The sequence below is a fragment of the Vibrio glycogenivorans genome, from assembly GCF_051660965.1.
In the GTDB taxonomy this organism is placed as follows: Bacteria; Pseudomonadota; Gammaproteobacteria; order Enterobacterales; family Vibrionaceae; genus Vibrio.
Genome location: NZ_JBPVIS010000003.1, coordinates 196,589 through 216,228, shown reverse-complemented (window position 1 = coordinate 216,228; position 19,640 = coordinate 196,589). Strand labels below are relative to the sequence as shown.

At 45.9% G+C, this 19,640-nt stretch carries 10 protein-coding genes; 5 read left to right on the top strand and 5 right to left on the bottom strand.

The genetic code is table 11. From position 1 onward, the window contains the following. Nucleotides 1-140 precede the first annotated feature (140 nt). Nucleotides 141-1,583: an aldehyde dehydrogenase gene (gene aldA, locus ACSTTG_RS09100; RefSeq protein WP_438458764.1), complete on the top strand. Its 1,443-nt coding sequence runs from the start codon at nt 141-143 to the stop codon at nt 1,581-1,583. 79 nt (nt 1,584-1,662) lie between these two features. Then, nucleotides 1,663-2,436, top strand: a complete 774-nt coding sequence (locus tag ACSTTG_RS09095) for an IclR family transcriptional regulator (protein WP_438458765.1) — start codon at nt 1,663-1,665, stop codon at nt 2,434-2,436. A gap of 348 nt (nt 2,437-2,784) precedes the next feature. Here the strand turns inward: ACSTTG_RS09095 and ACSTTG_RS09090 are convergent, their stop codons facing one another. Continuing rightward, nucleotides 2,785-4,971 (bottom strand): GlyGly-CTERM sorting domain-containing protein, encoded by a 2,187-nt coding sequence (locus ACSTTG_RS09090; RefSeq protein WP_438474556.1) that lies wholly within the window; start codon nt 4,969-4,971, stop codon nt 2,785-2,787. Between the two features lie 1,204 nt (nt 4,972-6,175). Here ACSTTG_RS09090 and ACSTTG_RS09085 point away from each other — a divergent pair. Then, nucleotides 6,176-9,292, top strand: coding sequence for an FG-GAP-like repeat-containing protein (locus ACSTTG_RS09085; protein WP_438474555.1), 3,117 nt, complete (start codon nt 6,176-6,178; stop codon nt 9,290-9,292). A gap of 135 nt (nt 9,293-9,427) precedes the next feature. Here ACSTTG_RS09085 and ACSTTG_RS09080 read toward each other — a convergent pair whose 3' ends face one another. The 3 genes from ACSTTG_RS09080 to ACSTTG_RS09070 form a co-directional block, all read right to left on the bottom strand. After that, nucleotides 9,428-10,645 carry a LamG domain-containing protein gene (locus ACSTTG_RS09080; RefSeq protein WP_438458768.1) on the bottom strand — a complete coding sequence of 406 codons (1,218 nt, stop codon included), beginning with the start codon at nt 10,643-10,645 and terminating at the stop codon, nt 9,428-9,430. A 423-nt stretch (nt 10,646-11,068) separates the two neighbouring features. After that, nucleotides 11,069-13,450 (bottom strand): alkaline phosphatase D family protein, encoded by a 2,382-nt coding sequence (locus tag ACSTTG_RS09075; protein WP_438474554.1) that lies wholly within the window; start codon nt 13,448-13,450, stop codon nt 11,069-11,071. A 124-nt stretch (nt 13,451-13,574) separates the two neighbouring features. Beyond that, entirely contained in the window at nt 13,575-14,861 is a 1,287-nt protein-coding gene (locus ACSTTG_RS09070; RefSeq protein WP_438474553.1) for an oligosaccharide MFS transporter, read from the bottom strand. A gap of 587 nt (nt 14,862-15,448) precedes the next feature. Between ACSTTG_RS09070 and ACSTTG_RS09065 the strand changes: the two genes are divergently transcribed. Both ACSTTG_RS09065 and ACSTTG_RS09060 read left to right on the top strand, forming a co-directional pair. Next, nucleotides 15,449-18,274: a beta-galactosidase gene (locus tag ACSTTG_RS09065; protein WP_438474552.1), complete on the top strand. Its 2,826-nt coding sequence runs from the start codon at nt 15,449-15,451 to the stop codon at nt 18,272-18,274. A 59-nt stretch (nt 18,275-18,333) separates the two neighbouring features. Further along, nucleotides 18,334-18,603 carry a hypothetical protein gene (locus ACSTTG_RS09060; RefSeq protein WP_438474551.1) on the top strand — a complete coding sequence of 90 codons (270 nt, stop codon included), beginning with the start codon at nt 18,334-18,336 and terminating at the stop codon, nt 18,601-18,603. A 61-nt stretch (nt 18,604-18,664) separates the two neighbouring features. On the opposite strand, the gene ACSTTG_RS09055 is transcribed toward ACSTTG_RS09060, so the two are convergent. Further along, entirely contained in the window at nt 18,665-19,537 is an 873-nt protein-coding gene (locus tag ACSTTG_RS09055) for an AraC family transcriptional regulator (RefSeq protein WP_438458773.1), read from the bottom strand. Nucleotides 19,538-19,640: the final 103 nt, after the last annotated feature.

Sequence of the window (19,640 nt, the reverse complement as noted above, 5' to 3'; positions counted from 1 at the left end):
ATTGTCCGAGGTAAATCACAAAAGTTAGATTTGGCGCACATACAACTGGTCGATTAGTGGTAATATGTGGTTAACCAGTTGGATGTTTGGCTATCCAGTTCAAGTCTAGCTGTCACGATAAGTTTAAATTAGGAATAGCTATGAAACGTTACCAAATGTTTGTAAATGGCGAATGGATTGATGCGAAAAACGGCAAAGTTGACCAAGTTATCAGTCCTTCGACAGAGGAAGTGATTGCAGAAATTCAAGACGCTGATCAGGCTGATGCTGATTATGTACTTGAAGTTGCGAAAAAGGCGCAGAGTGAGTGGAAGCGTGTACCAGCTCGTCAACGTGCTGAGCTGCTACGTAAGTTTGCCCAAGAGATCCGCAATAATCGTGAATACTTGGCAGAGTTGCTAGTAACAGAACAAGGTAAACTTCACCGCGTTGCACTGGGTGAGGTCGATGTAACGGCTTCATTTATCGATTATGCCTGTGACTGGGCACGTCAAATGGACGGTGATATCGTTCAATCTGATAATGAAAACGAGCACATCTGGATTCAAAAAATCCCACGTGGTGTGGTTGTTGCGATTACTGCATGGAACTTCCCACTAGCACTAGCTGGTCGTAAAATTGGTCCAGCATTGGTTGCGGGTAACGCTATTGTTGTTAAACCAACATCTGAAACACCACTTGCAACACTTGAGCTTGGTTTCCTAGCTGAAAAAGTAGGTATTCCAGCGGGTGTGCTTAACATTGTTACTGGTGGTGGTGCTAGCCTAGGTGGCGCGCTGACTGGTCACCCATTGACGAATATGGTGACAATGACCGGCTCTACGCCTGTTGGTCAACACATTATCAAAGCTTCTGCGAATAACATGGCGCACGTACAGCTTGAACTCGGTGGTAAAGCACCGTTTATCGTTATGGAAGATGCGGACCTTGAGCAAGCCGCGGCGGCAGCACTTCACTCACGCTTTGATAACTGTGGTCAGGTTTGTACTTGTAACGAGCGTATGTACGTTCACAGCAGTGTTTACGATGAGTTTATGGCGATCTTCATGGAGAAGGTTCAGGCGATCAAAGTGGGTAACCCAATGGATCCTGAATCAGACATGGGACCAAAAGTTAACCGTCGTGAGCTAGAGCACATGGAAGAACTTGTTGCTCAAGCGATTGATGAGGGTGCGAAACTTCTTCATGGTGGTAAGCGCATTACTGGTGGCGATTTCGATAAAGGTTTCTGGTTCGAGCCTACCGTGCTTGGTGATGTAACTCAGAAGATGACTATCGTTCACGAAGAAGCGTTTGGCCCAATCCTTCCAGTGCTTAAGTTCGATACGTTCGAAGAAGTGGTTGGCTATGCCAACGACAGCGAATACGGTCTGGCAACCATGATCTGTACGCAAAGCATGAAGTACGTACAACGTCTAACTCACGAGCTTGAGTGTGGTGAGATCTACGTTAACCGTGGCCACGGCGAACAGCACCAAGGCTTCCACAATGGCTACAAGCTAAGTGGTACTGGTGGCGAAGATGGTAAATATGGCTTCGAACAGTACTTAGAGAAGAAGACATTCTATGTCAACTTTGGCTAAAATAGCCCAAGTTTAAAGTCAGTAAGTAAAGCCGAGGGTCTGTCCTCGGCTTTAGTGTTAGTTAAAGCAGGATATACAAATGGCAGAAAAAACACCAACCAACAAATACGCAGTGCCCGCGTTGGACAAAGGTCTCGACATCATTGAATATCTTGCATCGCAGGAGTCGCCACGCTCTCAGGCAGAAATCTCTACCGCGCTGGGGCGCAGTGCCAATGAGATCTACCGAGTGTTGGTTGGTTTAGAGGCACGAGGCTACCTTTACCGAGAAGAGGTTTCGGGTAAGTACCGAATCTCTCTAAAACTCTACAACCTTTCTCGTCGCATCAGTCCGGTGCATAAGGTTCGCCAGTTCGCCCTGCCGCATATGGAAGATTTGGCGTTTTCTACTGGTTGTTCTTGTTACCTCACCATGCTGTATCAGAGTCAGACCATGGTGATCGTTCATGCATCTAGTCATGAGCCTGTTTCACTCTCGATCGCTGAAGGTACGTTGATTTCCACCATGTCGACATGCCCGGGTAAGATCTTACTTGCCAACAGTAAGCCAGAGGTTAGCGATATGATTTTGGAACGCGATAGCGCGTACCAGAACATGTCTCAAGCAAAACAGGAAGCACTGGCACAAGAGCTTACCGATATAAGAGAGCAGGGTTTTGTATTGGCTCCAAGCCCGTTCGTGGCAGGTGCCGAGGAGTACTCGACGCTTATCGGTCAACCTGAAGGTCTCGTGATTGCATCACTGTCTATTTCCTCAATGCCTTCCCCGCTCAACGATAAGGTTGATGCTGAAGAGTTGATCAATAAACTCCAAGAAGCGGCCGCTAAGATCACGGTGCAGCTAGGCTGTTAACTCTGCCTGATAGGTTCAACGTTGCGCCAGTTACATTCCTTTAGCTTCGACTAAGGCGCATATCTTTGTCGATAATCTGCATGATCTTCTATTTTTACTGAGCTAACTACAGAGCTTTGACTCGCTCACGCATCGAGAGCTTAAAAGGCACGGGCAACTTCACGTCTGAATAATGGCGCAAAAGAGAGCGCCTGTCGCGTACTTTGCCTGATCGCAGAACAAAAAAATAGAGGCGTGGATAGGGACACGCCTCTATTGAGGAATAATAGAAGCATGGATAGGAGCACACCTCTACTATTATTTATTACTTTCTATGCTGTGGCACCAGGCCACATCATTAACTACTGACTATTTTCTGCGGCGCAGCAACACCATCAGAGGCATCAGTAGTAAGCTGAACAAACCAAAACTACCACCTTCGTTTTTGTACTCAGGAATGGTGTTGATCACTTTGTCGCCGTGGTCGCCTTCACCTTCAAGTGCATCCGCTACACGCAGATTGTTCAGATAAATCTTTGTTTGATTGCCAGAATATGCGTTAGGCGTTCCTACGCGGTATTTGCTGGCTAAAGCTTGGTCGAAGTCGCTTAGAGCACCATCAGCGATAGAAAACTCTATCGTATGCCATTGACCATCGGCAGGAATGAGTTTTGAAGCAACTGAGTAGCACTGGTTTTGTGCGCAATTGCTTGAACCTATCTCAAACTTAACCCACTCAGCGTTCTTGGATTCATTTAGAACATCGACCTTGAACACTTTTGCGTTGCGCACTGGAATTATGTCATTAGTGGCATAAGGGAAAAATATGCCTGAGTTTCTCGTTTTTTGAGTGAAATTGACCATGAGGGCATTGAAGCCTTCTTCTTCCATATATACCACTTCGTTAGCTACGTGATAAACAGGCGTTGTACCGAGTCTACTTTCAAAGTCCTCGACCACTTGTTCCTCTCCTGGTTCACCAGGCTCACCTGTGTCAACGTCGCGATTAGAAACAACAATATTGTCGTAGTATAGGGTAGTATCAACGGACTCACCGCCGGAACCAGCAAGTCTAAATTGGACTCTATGGACAAGGTCTTTATTGAACTCTTCACCTTTGATGTCGGCCTCAAGGTTAACCATGATGGTCTCGAATTGGTCTTCTTCACTTGGTTTTACTGTGACTGGATATTGTAAGTAGTACTCGTCGCTCCACTTGTTTTGTGTCAGTACCCAGATGGATGCATTAACAGGCGCATCCGATGGGTTTAACACATCCATTTCCAGTGTTTTCCAATCGGCCCAGTTGTTTTCTGAAGGGGTGATTTCAGCATACTGGTTGAGAATATTGTACTCTAGCTTCCAAGATAATCCGTGGGTTGCCGAGTCATACTCATCGGTGACTTGCTGAGATTTAACCGAGTGGTTACCGCCCATCACATAGCCATCATGGTAATCAAAAGACTCAATGGTCGTTTGCTCTTCATCATCGACATCACCTGACTTCAACTCTATTTTATCGATATACAATGGAGCGATGTTGGGTGAGTAACCTCTTAAAGCAAAACGAATTGACTCGACAAATTCTTTAGTAAAATTGTCACCTCTATTGCTCTCGCTATCCAAGTCAAGTGCGAAGACTTGAGGCGTGGCAACGGCGGTGATCGCCATATCGGCCGGGCTGTAGAAATCCGCTCCAGTATTGCCTGATTGTAGTCGCGCCAGGAGTGTCATTGGTAATCCAGATGTATTGATAACGGTGATTTCGACCGTATCGTAAGCATCCCAATTCGAATCTTGCGCATCATTGACCCAGTATTCAGAGAACACCTTGCCGTCTTCGAACTCGATAAGCCAACTATTGAGGTCAGCATCTAATGGGTTAGCCTGAACACTTTCTGATGCCGCATTTTGATTACCTTGACCCTCTGGCCATACCGAGTCGGTGTGACCGTAACCACTGAAATCATTAATTAGTTTTGGATTTTCAATTGGTCCATTGTCGCCATCACCATCGCCATCTCCATCCACTTCATCATCTGCCCGCAGGTGGTCGATATAGATCATCGTCCCCTCGACTTCTTTGACGGAAGGATAGAAGAATATGCGGAAAATATTCGCTTTTACAAAGTCTGCGGGGAGGGCATCATCAGTTAAATCAACAGCGAAAGCGTCATTTGATTCTCCGGCCCCAAGAGTAAATACACGCTCCAGCGCCTTGTTTCCGCTATCTGAAGTAGCGACGAATTTGACTTTGAACTCAATATCTTGTGATGTTGGATTTGATGCGCCGAACTTGAAGACTTCTTGGCTACTCCAGTCGAACTCAGGTTCGATCTGAAGATTTCCTCCGGTTGACATATCGACTTGCAACGAGTGAGTACCGTCAGAGGACCAGCTGTCACTAATCTCGTTAGGATGGCCACCAAAATTACTGTAATACTCTTCTCCGACCATATCTGGGTATTCAAAGGACTCAATCACGACTTCTGCTGCATGAACACCTATGCTAGCTCCAAGTGCGGACGCGATAAGGCTCAATTTAAATAATTTCATATTGTGCTTTTCCTAAATAATTGTGGGTGGTTATTCAAGTTGCACAATCATTACCAATTAAAATTGACTCTGTTAGGGTAAAGATTGGCTTTGTATTGTTTTTATATTAATAAGGTCAATACAGGATGCTTACTTTTCTAATCAAATCCTAAGGTGACCTTTTTCTTGTTCCAGGTATGTCCTAAAACCAAAGAAACTTCACGTATCTAAATTTAAATTATCCAACAAAATACAGGTGCTTTTTACGTTCGTCATGTCTTACAGAGAACCCTCTTGGAGCCTAAATTAGCGTTGGATAGAAGTGTCCCTACCATGGAATATAACTGTTTCCGTCGGCATGCTATTTAATTGTTTTTAAGTTCTCCTAACTTTTAAGGCGAACTCTATTTGCATAAGTGGCCTGTTACTCTCGCAATGTAAGATTTGCTCCGGTCCCAAGTTAGCCTGACCACAGAGGCGAACAGGGCTTGGCGATGCTACACAGTGCCCATTACATAGCGATTGGCTAGGCAGTGATGCATCAATTCATAATATGCGAGCATCTGATGCACGATGTTAGTTAAATATCTATATGTTTCTCCTGAGTAAAGTTACTGTTTGCTATGTCTTTGATCTAAATAAATACAGTCTTATCAATGCTTAAAATGTAAGATTTAGGTTCTCATTCGCTAATTGTCATGTCGCATTCTGCTACGTTTAATTACGTTTTGCCCCCAAGTTTGGGAATTTAATCCCACTTATGTCTCTATGTGTATATCTTTGGTTTAATATTTGGGAGTTGAGTTCCAAATGTATTTTTATTAGGTAAAGTACTCTCCTCTGTTATGAGAGAATGATATTTGGAAATCGAGTTCCATATTTACGTTCTCTTAACGTTACTCACGTTTCAATAAAACCATACGCCGTCCACACAAGCTTAACAACAACTATAATAGCATTTTATGCTCTAGGTAACATTTTAGTAAGATCGATGTTGTTTATTAGGGGGGGTATTGTAAGTTTTGGTTTAATGGATAAATCGTGAGCAAATTAACCAAGCTTTGGTGACTGGGTAACTTGTGTGTTGCTACTCATTGAGGTCTTCCTGAACACTCACAGTGGCTTATCTATCAAAATGCAGGGCTTAGCCTTCTTTGTAATCGGGTATTGCAAGGGATAAGTCCCAATTACAGATTATGAAAAACACAATTGTACAGGAGTAACTATGCCTAGGACTTGGCCCAAGAGTAGGGTGATTCCCTTTGTTTTTGCGAGCAGCTTGATTGCCTCATCGGTGTTTGCTGAGACTTCAATCGCAACTGATCTACTCGTCAGTCGCAACAGCCCAGTCGCATTCCAGCACGTTTTATCCGGTAGCAATACCAAACGTGTGGTTTTTGATCTCGATAATTCTGGCGATTACGCAACGATTAGCCTTTATGCCAATGAACAATTGGTGATTGATAACCTAAACGTCCCGGCAAGTGGTAAGCAGACCGTATCAGCGCTAGTGCGCTTTGATCAGCTAGGAGAGGTGGATTTTAGACTTAAAAGCTTGAGCTCAAATATCAAGGTTCAGCGCCTTGTATTGGAGGATGTTGATACGGTTAGTATCCCTCAGTATGTCGATATCTCGCGTAAGGCTGGACTCGATAAGGTGAGTTCACTCAAGTTTAGCGGACCATCGGTTGCGGATATCAATAACAACGGCTATTACGATTTTGTGGTTAATAATCATAATGATGAGTCAAGCAAGATCTACTGGAATAATGGTGATGGTACGGTGACCAAACACCACAAGAACCTTTCTCGTTGGTATAAGCATGACTTGCATGGCACATCGTTTGGCGACTACAACAACTCCGGACAATTGGACCTGCTCCTGGCTCAAGGAGGAGGGAATGGACGAAACCCCACTCGAGCGAACTTTTTTCATAACAAAGACGGAGAGTTTGTTCTTTACACAGGTGACGTTGGCATTGAAATGGGTGCCCGTGGCCGAGCGTCAAAATGGACAGACATTGATAACAATGGCCTGCTGGATCTTGTGTTGATCAATGAAAAAGGGCTCTACGGGGAAAAGCCGCAGCACCATTTTTACAAGAACTTGGGTAATGGCAAGTTTGAGATGATGGATGTGGGTGATATCCAGAACCAAGTCTCATCACGGACCCTGATCACTGACCTTAATAACGATGGTATCGATGATTTCATCTTCTATGATCATTATCACCGCATGTCGGTATGGTTGGGGAATGGTGATTTTACCTTTACTGAGATCACCGACCGATTTCCTCCCGAGTTAGTCAATAGCAAAAACATCGCTGCAGTCGTCGATATTGATATCAACAATAATGGTCGCAAGGATCTCTACTTTGCTCGTGGTAAAGGCTACGGCATGTCTCCAATGGTGGATTTTGACCCAGAGCTACAGCAGTTTTCTATCGCCTCGAACCCGACCCCTGGGCGCGAGGAGTGGACGTTCGAGGCACCGGGTAGCCTAAAGATAGACAACTATGATTACCTTGGTCGATTCCCATTTGTCGGTAAAGATTACCCAATCTTCCTTGGGGCAGATAAAAAAGCATTCAACGTTCAGTCACGTGAGGAGTTTGAGTTTTCACCCTCTGATGCCAAGGGCTGGCCTGAAGACACGTCCGCCAGTGGCGCCTATTTCGGTTACCTTGGTGACGGTCAATGGCGCGCTGCATTAGTCAGAGAATCAACGCTGTTTTTTACCTATCGATTTAATTTAACTGGCGTGGTCTCTTATGAGCTCGACTTTAAACCGATTAACCGCAATTTCCGTGATTACCTGATCCGTAATGATGGCGATAAATTCGTCGATGTATCCCATGAGTGGGATATCCCAATGGGCGGCGATACTCAGGGGGTCACTCGAGGTGACTTTAACAACAATGGTCGCCAAGATTTGCTGGTTTACCGCTGGGGTAACCTTAACCATCGTATCTCTGATGTCATGCTACTCAATAATAACGATCGCTTTGAAGCGGTGACTATGCATGGCGCGGCCGATGTCGGTGGTCCTGGCTATGGTGATATGGGGCAGGCGTTTGATTTTGACTTGAGTGGTCAGCTCGATATCCTCAGTGGTAGTGCTTTTGGTGAGTGGTATCTTTACAGCAACCAATCTCCGGATAATGGTAATCACACCTTGGTGAGAGTAGGGTATTCACCGCGCGATAATGTTGACCCGTTATCAGCCACCGTTGAGGTGAAAACGGCAGACAACGTTTGGCGCCAGCGTGTTGGCTCAGCTGGGGAGGTGTTCTCACAAAGCTTGCTCAATATTGTCCACTTCGGGCTCGATAAGGCCGATGAAATTGAGTTGATTACGGTGACTTGGCGTAACGGCGAGACGATGGAGTTTGTAAACAAACCGGTTAATCAATTAATCGATACCAATAAGCCTGACCCGGAGAGTATCGCCATTGTCGCGATTAGCGAAGATATTCGACAAGGGGCGGTGATGAACCTTGACTTGAGCACCACACCTATCAATGGCAACGATGCAGTGGTGTGGCAAAGCAGTAATGATAACGTGCTTAAGGTGAATCAGTCCGGTCAAGTGACTGCAGTAGGTAAGGTGGGTCAATCGGCGACTATTAGCGCATCAAGCCAGGCCAATGGTCAACAAACTCAACGTGTGCTCGAAATCGTGGAGTGGTCGCCAAGACCAATCAAATCCTTAGTGTTGAGTGCAGAAAAGACAGAGATGATCGAGGGGCAAAGTCAAACTTTCGCGCTAGAGGTCATGCCAGCGCAGCCGGATGACGCTCGCGTTTTATGGCGCAGTAGTGACAAGGGTATCGCTACCGTTGACTCAGATGGTCAAGTCACCGCGAAATCTGCCGGGGACGTGGTAATCAGAGCGTACGCTCGCGCTAACACGGATATCTTTGAGCAAGTCAATCTCACTGTCGAGCCAAATGTCCCTGGATTTGCCCGTTTTGTTGATAAGAGCACGCTGAAAAAATCGGTCGAGCTTACGGAAAACCTAGAGTTTGAGCTTGATTACCATGCGGGTACAGGCAACCAGGTGATCTCTTCTAACGAGGGTGGAGTAAAGCTGTGGCTGCGCCACTTTGAGTATAATGCTAATCGCAAACGTGCTGTGCCGAAAAAAGACATCGTGCTAGTGGATTCAACGGTGCTTAATACCGAATCGGGTAAAGCGACGTTCAAAATTGCTGTCGATGATCTCATCCCGGCAAGCGAACTGCCCGAGGGAGAGTTCTACCTACTAAGAGCCACCTTCACCTCCAGCGACGGCACTTTCTTCAGCGACGAAATACGCCCAATCAAGTTCGTCTCCAAGTAACACCCAAAAGAAAAACCTACTGAGATAACCAAATCTCAGTAGGTTTTCTCAGAGTAACTCCGGACAAAAAAAGTACACGGAGTTAACCTGTTCGATGAGATTACAAACGCGCGATTTTCTCGCTTCTCGCCTCTTCTAATTCTTCACTGGTTTGAAAACTCGTATCCAGTCGACGAGCATATTTCGGCGACCCGATTTATCCGCCAGCTCTTCATCGGTTGGGTTAAAGTTCCACCAGTCTTGGAATTCCATATTGATGATAATGTCCATTTCTTTGTTGAAGCCTTTACCCTTCTGGAAATCATAAGGGTCGATAATCGAAGCCGGTGAAGCCTCACTAGCAGCCTTCAAAATATCAAAATCAAATTCACCTTTCGATTGTTTATAGACATCCATTGCTTGCCAGCCTTTAACGACTAGCTTGTTGTCTTCACCCACCTGTGGATAGGTGTATGACCAACGCCCGAACTCTTTAGTCGCAACGGCATTGTTGTACAATACGCGTACCAACTCACCGTCAATGAAGTACTCAAAGTGCCATGGATTTATCCAGTTAACCCCAATTTGCATGTATTGGCGATCGCCGTTGTTCCAACCATGCTCGCCCCATGATTTAGCCCCACCTGGTATCTTGCTTTTCCAAAAGCTTTCCTCATCGCGAGGCTGATAATCTGTGAATGGGGTGCGAATAAAGGAGTGGTGGCTTAGGTGAATTTTGTCAGCGAAAAAGCTATTGCCATTATCCGCACCAGGATAAGCTTCGAGTATGTCAATTTCTTGAGTGTCGTCAGGACTTAGCAGCCAGAAAGCGGTCGCCATCGAGATGTCGGGCATACTCACACTAGCTTCAACATAGGCCGGGTAGTGGACCGTATTGTTCGACGATATACAACCTGAATTGATACCGGGTTTGCCTTGCTTATGCGAGCTCTCACTGCGAGATAGCATAAACTCAAGATTGCCATTCTCAACTTTTACATGGTCGTGCTTCCAGTAAGTCGAGCCTGGACCGTCCCAACTATTATGATAAAAGTTGTACCAACGGCCATCGCCAAAGTCGACTTGCTCACTGGTCGGCGCGAAGACGTAGTCAAAAGTATCCGAAATATGAGTTTCTTCCTTCCACGTCATATTTTCTCCTGCAAAAGCAGGCACGGGAAGCGTCGCAACCGATGCAGGATCAAGTTTATGCTTGGCATAACCTTTAGCTGAGATATCGGTTAATACTGACCGACTGTCTGGACCAGGTGTGGTCGGCGCCACTTCAGTTGGAACCACAGCGGCAATTGACGCTGACGCGACAAACAGTGAGGTTATAGCAACTGCTAATAACTTTGGTTGGGTACTAATCATAATAGTCCTTATACATTCCATTAGGTATTGGGTTACCAATGTTTCACATAAACAATAATTTAGTTGTTTTATGGTATGTACTATATGCGATTTTGGATAACCAAAATCACATATTGATCCGATATTGGTCGAGCTACCAATCAATAATGATGAGAGTGTGATAGACGTTAGGTTTTTATTAAGCGGAAATATTTTGAACGAGGCTTGATTCTGATTACCCAAGGCTCCCTTTTGCCTTAAACAAAAAACTCAAAGCGAGTAGGTTAGCCAAGTGTCAGAGCATACTAGAAGCGCACGATATTTCCTCGCCTCTCGCCTCTCGACTCCCACCTCTCCTCACAAAAAGTGAGGACAAAAAAAAGGCTCATAGCCACGGAAGAAGTGCGTGTGCCTATGAGCCAATGGATAAATTAGTCTTTAAACCTAGCTGAGGATGTTTTCACCACGGTTTTCTTTTTGCGCGATAGTCACCGGCCAGCCTGGGTAGATGTTGTCCAGGGTAGGATCGCTGATATCGGCTAAGTAACGGATTGCTGTACAGGTGTAAGTCAGTTTCTCAGTATCAAACTCAACGATACCAAAGCCACTGCCTTTCTCGTTCGCGTGTACGTAGCGGTTACCACTCTTACCTACAACAGGGTTTGCAACGGCATACACATAGCTTTTCCCACCGAAGGCGTCTGTCGATTCACCAGTGTGCGGTAGTCCATGTGCTGGTGGGTTTTCTCGCTTGTAACCGACAGAATCGGGTAGCCAGTATCGCTGCCAGCCGGCACTAATTGCTGGAACGGCGAAGGCCCAGTTACTATCCCTTTGCTCCTCAACACCATATTGAGATAGCGTTGCTAGGTGTGTATCACCACAGATATGCAGTGCCATAGATTCACGGATGGCGTTAATCGCACGATTTCTACCACTGAGTGGCCAGCCATTACCATCGAAGTCGTATTTCAAGTAGTTGTTTGGACCACCGCTATGGGTTGAAAGGCTCGCCCAGGTTGTCTGACTGAGCGCGGCTTTAAGCTTTTGCGAATCCCAGTTTTGACTCCACTCGATTAGGAATTGCTCCTGAGTTGGCCCAAGCAATTGCAGATCGTCTCGGTGAAGATCAGGGTTGAAATACAATGGATCTTCGTCTTGACCAGTGACACCCACTTCAGCGCCAACCTTATCAGGTCCGGTTTTAAATTGGCGGTCAGACAGAATCGCAAAACCAACATCGGCATAAACCATTTCACCGAAGTAGGCAGTGATACCGTTGAGTGCCTCTTTTGGCGCCGCATCATAAGGTGCAGGGTGGTGTGAGGTGTGAGTTTTATGGACAACGTTTACCATGCCTGGTGTGTGAATAAAGCCAGTTAGGACTGAGGCGGTTGGATCGCGCTCAGGGTTTTCCATTGGTACGCCGCCTTCACCCCAGAAGTTACCCTGAAGAACATCGTGATCATCTGGGATACAGATGGTCGGCGCAATGCTCATAGCGTCGCGGAAGGCCCAGCCAAATAGGTAGTATTTGCGTAGGTAACACAGAATCGACTTATCTTCTGGTGAGCGCACCAAGCCAAAGCCACCGTGGCTTTCATAAATTTGGTCACCGGAGAAGAACAAGATGTCAGGATTACTGCGCATAACGTTGTTCACGAGTGGCTCATACGGGTACGAGTAGTAGTTCTGACAGGTAAACGCAGCCATTTTCAATGGGCGTCCCTTAGGCTCGGCTTGAATCACGCCTGGCCACTCATCAGTGGTGTAGCTACCGTCTTTGTGCTTCTCTTTATAAACGACTTTGTAGTCAACAGCCTGAGTTGCATCCCATGACTTGATTTCAAAAGTGGCAATCCATGCAACAGGATCGAGTGGCGCGCTTGAGTGTTTCACCCACTTACCATCTTGTTTTAGGTGCAGCTCTAGCTCTTGAGTATCGTCTTTACCCATTGGGCCAGTAAAGCCAGTCAGCTTAAGGTCGTGGCCTTTATCGGTCTTATTGACGGTGTACATCGACCATAGTACCGGACCAAAGTGCTGTTCTGGTTTAACGGTAAATGCGGCGCCGCGTACTTGCCAATCACGGAAACGGTAGTTTGAGCCTCTCAGCTTAGCAGGTAGGTCGTAAGAGCCAGTAGAAGGGATTAAGAAGTTGCTGACAACACCGATATTTCCAAGCAGTTCATTACTCGCGGCAATATTGGTCAGTTTGCCAATCAATTCGCCGCTTTTAACTGAGTAGGCTTCTAGGATTAGGGTGATAGCACCGGCTACGGCAGAGCCCTTCAGCTTAAGCAGGATCTCGCCTTCGCCAACATCTTCCTTCAAAGTCAGGGTCTTGGTGCCAAGGATAAGCTTGTCACCTTTATAGCCAGCATTGTAACCATTTTCTTCAAAGAGGTTGCTTCGATACTCATTGATATCGCTCTTGGCACCGATACGCAAGCACGCACCACCGTCTTGATCTAATGTGTCGATTCGCTGAGCTATCACCGACATTTCGAAACCACCTTGAGGGTTGGTCACCTGATGAGTCAACAGGTGTACACTGCGGTTACCCCCTTCTCGAACGGTCTCGACGCCACCGTCACGGAGGATCCAGTCATCCATCGGGTTAGCCCAGTAGTCGCCACCAAGCCAGATACGGTCATTAGTATTGCCCCAGTTATCTGAAAAGTCCGCAGGCTTTGCGATTTCTGTTTGCTCTTGAGCGTGAGCCACCGAACCTGAGCCGGATAATCCATAGTGAGCCACACCGCCAGCGACGATGGTGCCCCCCACTGCTTTTAACATGTTACGTCTTGAAAGGTTATGTTCCATGATTATTACCACATTATTTAATCAAACTTATAAAACTATTCCTAACGAGTTCACATCTCGATAGGTCATATCAAAGTCGCCGCACTTAGTAAGTTGGGCTATAAGAAAAATGGTTTAGATACTATTAAGCTGAAACCGTTTGCGCGTTTTCCTCGCTATCTTGGACGGTTTCTTGAGATTGTTTTTTCGAGCTTAATGTAAACATTGCGAGAATCGTTGCAGAGCCGGCAAAAATACCGCAGTAGATATAACTCATGGGGAAGCCGTAACTATCGTACATGGTTCCCATGATTGGTGAGGCTATCGCGGTCATGATGTTGTTCACCACCTGGAAGCCAAACATGTAAGTAAACGAGTTCACTTTCTTATCAAATTGCTCCGCCACGTAGGCGAAAACGGAGACGATGAGCAATGGGTTAGTGATACCGAAGAGTAATTTTGCGATTATCGCCAAGGTGAGGTTTTTTTCTTCACCCAAACCGGCATAACCAATCATTAATAAAAACGTGGTGATGCCGATGGCAGTAAGAATTAAGCTGCCTTTTGCACCGATTTTTTTTATGACCAAAGGCACACAAGCACTGACACCGAACAGGAAAATAGCGGTCAGGCCATCCATATTCGAGCTGAAGGTCACACCTGCCTCTTGAGTCGGAAAGAACTCGATAAAGTAGCGGGTGAATTGGGTCATCGATGTCCAGAACACCACCGAAATCGTGCCTGAATAGGTCATGAACGCCCAGAATTTAGGGTTTTTGAATAGCTTGACGACATCGTGACGCTGGATTTTTTCTGCTGAGATAACTTCGTTATCGGCGTCATCAAGGTACTTCACTCGCAGTGAAATGGCGAAGGCAAACATTAAGAACGCTGCAACGCTGCATGCATAAAAGAGTAGATCAGGGTCGATATTATACAGGTATCCACCCAAAATTGCCGATGCCCCCCAAGCGCAGATGCCGAACCCGTTGACTAGCCCGAAGTCGTTATTGTGGCAGCGAGCAAAACGGTCACAATAAGAAGCGATGACTGCACTGCCAGCTTGGAACAGCATACCTAAATAGACTGAGCCGGCGAGAATGCCGAGCATAAAGGTGTCGGGATCGCTCAATAGCGGCCCGTAGACAAAAATATAGAAAGGACCAATCGCGACACTTAAGATAGAGATGAAGTAAACCAGGTGTTTTTTCATCCCCAGCTTGTCCATCACATAGCCCATTGCAGGCTTAAACAAGACGGCGATACCCGCTTTTAAACCAAAAAGAAGACCGATTTGTGATCCTTCGATGCCAACCTTGTCATTCAACCAAACGGCAAATAGTGAGCCTGTACTTAGTGACCAAAAGAAATTATAAAAAAAGTACATCAGGCAAACCTTGCCCATGGCGACTCTATTTGAATCCGTTTTCATACTTTCTCCATGTATCTAGGTTAATGGTATTGGTTGATAAACTGCCAACGAAAAGAGGTCTTTAATTTGACGAAGATAACTCTGCTTAAAGTAATAAGATTTAAGCGCACTTAAAATGTAAGCAAACACAACAAAAGGTAACTCTTATCAGGATTGCTATTTACATCTGCCAAATTGCCCTTGCACAAAAATGTTTTGTTGCGCGATATTCCCTGATTGACCGCCACAATCATAAGTGAAAAGAGTGAAAGTAAAACACTGAGCTATTGGAATTGGTTGATATGTCACAAAAATTATGGTCAAGATCATATAGGGATGTAAAATTCCATTTTATTAAGTGTTTGAAAATAAATGCAAAATAACCGGATGGATGTAAAAAGTATACATAAAGTATCTGGCTGACAACTAAAAAACGCTCCTCATTTGCTACCAAGATCACTGCAATTTAAAGGATTGATAAGTATATTTTTTCAAGCGATTTGTATAGCCAAAAAAGGCGACTGATTGACCGATTTTTTTGACGCAGTCGATGGTGATTTGTGTCAATGATTAGACAAGATTTTAGATAAAAACTTTGAGTAGACGATATGAAACCTAGGAAAACCCAGGTTGCCGTTTTACTGTCCTCTATTATGTTTTGTAGCATTAACTTCGCACTAGCGAATACCACCACGGATGTGACCAGTGAGCTCGGTGTGGTCACGAACCAAGATGCGCAATTGGATGGTTTTTTCGAACGGGCAACGGTAAACCACGCAACATTGAGTAAAGTCAGTGGCAGCTATCAAGTAGACTTTGAGGCAGTGTCTGAGCAAGACAAGGCGAGACGCTGGCCAAATGTCAAGGTCACGCCAGAGAACGGGACATGGAATTGGAATGATCGGGGTAGCCTGAAACTGACACTGTCCAATCCACTCGAGCGCCCAGCCGATGTTGTTATTAAACTCAGTGATAGAGCAGGGTTAATGGGGGCAAGTTCTAATCAACTGAATTACGCTGTTACTGTGCCAGCCGGTCAGTCGACCGAGGTAGACCTGCAGTTTAATGGTAGCCAACGTAAGTTGAATGGTTATTGGGGGGGACAAAAGCTTGATCTGCGCCAATTGGCTGAGTTTGCAGTGATTGTGCAGGGACCAAAAGATGCGCAAACGATTCTAATTGATAACCTTGAACTGACCGCTGCAGCCGGAGATTTTGTCTCGGCAACCGAGCAGGTGGTGATTGCCAAAGAGCCCATTGAGACCTTACTCGATGTGATGAGCTTTGACCAAGGGCCGATCAAAAATGTTCGTCCTGTCGGCAGCGAGCTAAAACTCGTGGAGCAAGGTGACGGCTATGGTCTGGAGATCCGCTACTCAGCAGATGAAGAGTATCCAAGTGTCACCTTCAGGGAAGCGCAGCCATGGGATTGGTCTGAGGTCGGTGATTTTAACCTTGCGCTAGAGATAGCAAACCCTCTAACTGAACCAGTACAGCTCAACATTCGCGTTGACCAAGCCGAAGAAGCCTACAAGGGCGGGACTGCCAACGGCTTTATTGACAGTATGACCAACTACATCACGCTGCCAGCCGAGAGTACCAACACCTACTATATGCCGCTGAGCATTCTGACCGGTCATGTTGACTCTGGGATTGGTAGTGAGCCACCAAGACTGTCCTACAATGCTCAGCCTATCAGTCGTGGCTGGGGGCTTGATGAGCTTGATACCAGTAGTATTTATGCCGTTAAGTTGTATCTGCAAAACCCAAGTAAAGACCGCACTATCATCGTTAACAACATCCGCTTGATACCGAATATCGATGCTAACTTGTCTCGATATAAGGGCATGGTGGATCAGTATGGTCAATTTACCGGCTATGATTGGCGCGGCAAAGTCCATAGCGATGAGCAGTTGCGTGCCAAGGGCGCTGAAACACTAGCGAGCATGGAAAAATCGACTTCGTTTGATGATAGAAGCAAATTTGGTGGCTGGGCCGATGGGCCAAAGCTTGAGGCGACGGGTTTCTTTAGAACGGAGAAAGTCGATGGAAAATGGGCTTTGGTTGACCCAGAAGGTTATCTGTTCTTTATCACGGGTTTAGCCAATATTCGCAATGTTGATATGGGGACCATTACCGGGGTTGATTTTGACAATCATGTAACCCGCGAGGGACGCACTATCGCGTCTGATTTACGTCATTCAATGTTCAGTTGGCTGCCAGATTATGACAGCCCTTATGCTCAGGCCTATGGTTACGCGCGAGGAGTTCATAAGGGCGCAATCAAAAACGGTGAGACGTTTAGCTTTTATATCTCTAACCTGATGAGAAAGTATCAAACCGATAGCGCTGACGAAGCGATGGATATTTGGCGTGAGGTGACTCTAGAGCGTATGCGCGAGTGGGGCTTTACCACCTTGGGTAACTGGATTGGTGACGACTTCATTGGCACCGAGAAGGTTGCTTATCAGGCGCATGGGTGGATCCGTGGTGACCACGCTCGTATCAGTTCGGGGAATGACTACTGGGGAGCACTTCATGACCCATTTGACCCGGAGTTTATAGTCAGCACCAAGCAGATGGCGCAGGACGTGGCAAGCAAGGTTGATGTCAATGATCCTTGGCTACTTGGCGTGTTTGTTGATAACGAGGCAAGTTGGGGTAACCCGAATAATCAAGCCAATCACTACGGTTTGATCATCAATGCATTGAGCTATGATGCCAGTGAGAGCCCGGCTAAAGCGGCTTTTGTCGAGCATCTTAAATCAAAATACCCAACCGTGGATGAGTTAAACCAGCACTGGGGGACTCAGATAGCGTCTTGGGAAGATTTTGCTCGGTCGTTCGAATACCGAACTACTTTGAGTGCAGGTATGGAGCACGACTACGCTGAGATGAAGGTAATGTTATCTGAGCAGTATTTCTCAATTGTGCGTCAAGAGATCAAGCGTGTGTTACCTAACCACATGTACTTGGGCGCACGTTTTGCTCCTTGGGGTGTGACAGAAGAAGTCCTGCGCGGGGCCGCACCTTATGTTGACGTTATGAGCCACAATTTGTATTCCAATGATCTCAATTCACCCAAAGCGCACTGGCGTCCATTACTCGAGGAGTTCGACTTGCCAACTATGATCGGTGAGTTCCACTTTGGCGCAACGGACTCTGGGTTGTTCCATGGCGGTATTATCACCGTGACCGATCAGGCAGAGCGAGCCAAGATGTATGCGCATTACATGCAGTCGATTGTCGATGATCCTTATATGGTCGGTGCGCACTGGTTCCAATACCTAGATTCTCCGGCAACCGGTCGCTCTTGGGATGGGGCAAACTTTAACGTTGGCTTTGTCTCGATCGCTGATGAGCCGTATCAAGAGTTGGTAGAGTCGGCACGTAACTTTAACCAGCGCCTATATACCAACCGTTTTGGTCAGTAAAGGTATGAATCGGGCTGGTCAGCAGTGCTCAGCCCGATTTGAACGAAAGAGGAAGTGTTTTGATAACGCTAGCTAAGGTTATAAAGTTAGCGATGATGTCCCTGATCATCGCTTTGGTTTGTGCTCACAGTGCTGCAAAGGACAGCAGTGAAGTCGTGCTCGAGGAATTAGCAGAAACAATGGCTGAGCCTAAAGAGATATATCCAATTGACTCAGGTTTTGGTCCTGAAGGGGATCTGAGTGACATTGATATCTGGAAGACACCACCACAACAGGACCCGCATGGCTTCGGCCCATCTTGTCAGTATTCTTGCCACGACCCAATCTAGGACGATACCCAAGTAAACCTCGCTGCAATGACAGATTGAGGTGACTTGGGCATCTGACGTTCTACTCTGGTGACAAGGCAGGTCGATGCTCGATGGATATCTCGTTTCGAGACAACATAACGGGTTTCACCTTTGAGGGACTGTAGCCAAAGTACTTACGAAATGAGTTACTGAAATGGTAAGCGTCGGAAAAACCTAATTCATACGCGACTTGGTTAACTGGTTTTGTGCCCCTTTTCAGCATACCCAGTGAGATATCCAGTTTTAGTGCTTTATAGTAGTCTTTCGGTGTGGTTTTCGTGTAGATCAAAAACTGCTTTCTTAGATGCTGTTCACTACAAGCGGCATATTTTGCCATCTGGCTAACATGCCAATTCTCCGAGAGGTGATAATACATTTCATCGATAACTGAGGATACCAACTCTTGATTCTTTGAGCCCTTTTGAGAGTTATTGATCAATAGCCACTCATGGAAAATCTTATTAAAAAGAGCCGCCGCATAGTTTCGAGAGTAAATGTCATCATTGGCAAACACAGTCAGTAGTTCTTCGAACTGGCGATTGAAGTAACGATTATTTTCAAACTGAATGGTTTTTTGTTTCGTTACTAGATCTTTGAGTTGTTGTTCTATGTAAACCTCTATCCAAAAGAGCTTCCACATATATCCGTCACACCAATATCCTTTAATGGAAGCTGGCTCTAAAAAAAGAAGACTATTACCACGGATCTTAATGATTTCACCCGAGTTTAGCTCGATCAAACCTTGACCCTTTTCGGTATAGATAATCACCAAGGTGTTATCGGCCATAGGGAGTTTTCTATCTCTAGGCCAGATGTTTAGGTAACTTTCATCACCAATCACATCCCAAAATGAGCGAATCCTTATTGGTGTGATACCCACGGTATCACCGAGAATCATAGGAGAGTTTTTCATAGCAAGTCTAGCGTGAATCTAAAGTGCATAAAGTGTATCACTTAGTGATAAATTTAGCTGGGGTTCAGATTGAAATATCGATGCCCATCACAGAGTGATTGGT

Excerpts from the sequence above, each read along its gene's own strand:
- ACSTTG_RS09070 (WP_438474553.1), bottom strand. The coding sequence starts at position 14,861 with ATGAAAACGGATTCAAATAGAGTCGCCATGGGCAAGGTTTGCCTGATG.
- ACSTTG_RS09055 (WP_438458773.1), bottom strand. The coding sequence starts at position 19,537 with ATGAAAAACTCTCCTATGATTCTCGGTGATACCGTGGGTATCACACCA.
- ACSTTG_RS09095 (WP_438458765.1), top strand. The coding sequence starts at position 1,663 with ATGGCAGAAAAAACACCAACCAACAAATACGCAGTGCCCGCGTTGGAC.
- ACSTTG_RS09080 (WP_438458768.1), bottom strand. The coding sequence starts at position 10,645 with ATGATTAGTACCCAACCAAAGTTATTAGCAGTTGCTATAACCTCACTG.
- ACSTTG_RS09085 (WP_438474555.1), top strand. The coding sequence starts at position 6,176 with ATGCCTAGGACTTGGCCCAAGAGTAGGGTGATTCCCTTTGTTTTTGCG.
- aldA (WP_438458764.1), top strand. The coding sequence starts at position 141 with ATGAAACGTTACCAAATGTTTGTAAATGGCGAATGGATTGATGCGAAA.
- ACSTTG_RS09075 (WP_438474554.1), bottom strand. The coding sequence starts at position 13,450 with ATGGAACATAACCTTTCAAGACGTAACATGTTAAAAGCAGTGGGGGGC.
- ACSTTG_RS09065 (WP_438474552.1), top strand. The coding sequence starts at position 15,449 with ATGAAACCTAGGAAAACCCAGGTTGCCGTTTTACTGTCCTCTATTATG.
- ACSTTG_RS09090 (WP_438474556.1), bottom strand. The coding sequence starts at position 4,971 with ATGAAATTATTTAAATTGAGCCTTATCGCGTCCGCACTTGGAGCTAGC.